The following is a 546-nucleotide window of genomic DNA, read 5'->3' as shown; positions in this document are numbered from 1 at the left end:
AACGTGTGAGACTCTGGGCCTGCTAAAGATGGACTTCTTGGGGCTCACCAACCTCACGGTGATCTCGGATGCGCTCGACAATATTGAGAAGAATGGCAAGGAGCGCCCCGACTTAAACCATATTGGCCTCGATGATGAAAAGACGTACGAGCTACTTTCACGCGGTGAAACGCTAGGTGTATTCCAGCTTGATGGTGACGGTATGCAAAAGCTACTTAAGCGTATGCATCCGGATAACTTCGAAGATATTTCAGCTGTGGGTGCCCTGTACCGTCCCGGTCCGATGGGTGCGGACTCGCATAATAAGTACGCGGACCGTAAGAATGGGCGCGCACAGATCGTGCCTATTCACCCCGAGCTGGCGGAGCCTCTTGAGGATATTCTGGGCACTACCTATGGCCTCATCGTTTACCAAGAGCAGGTTATGGCTATTGCCCAGCGCGTTGCCGGCTACTCGCTTGGACAAGCAGATTTGTTGCGCCGCGCGATGGGCAAGAAGAAGAAGGAAATCCTCGATAAGGAATATGGTCCGTTCCATCAGGGCAT

Annotated in this window: 1 pseudogene; it reads left to right on the top strand. The window is 52.9% G+C overall.

Annotation, left to right across the window (positions count from 1 at the left end):
• Window positions 1–546: pseudogene (locus tag HMPREF1627_RS02085) on the top strand (DNA polymerase III subunit alpha); the annotation flags it as partial.

The organism is Actinomyces sp. S6-Spd3 (assembly GCF_000758755.1).
GTDB lineage: Bacteria > Actinomycetota > Actinomycetes > Actinomycetales > Actinomycetaceae > Pauljensenia.
This window is presented reverse-complemented; position numbering and strand designations above follow the sequence as displayed.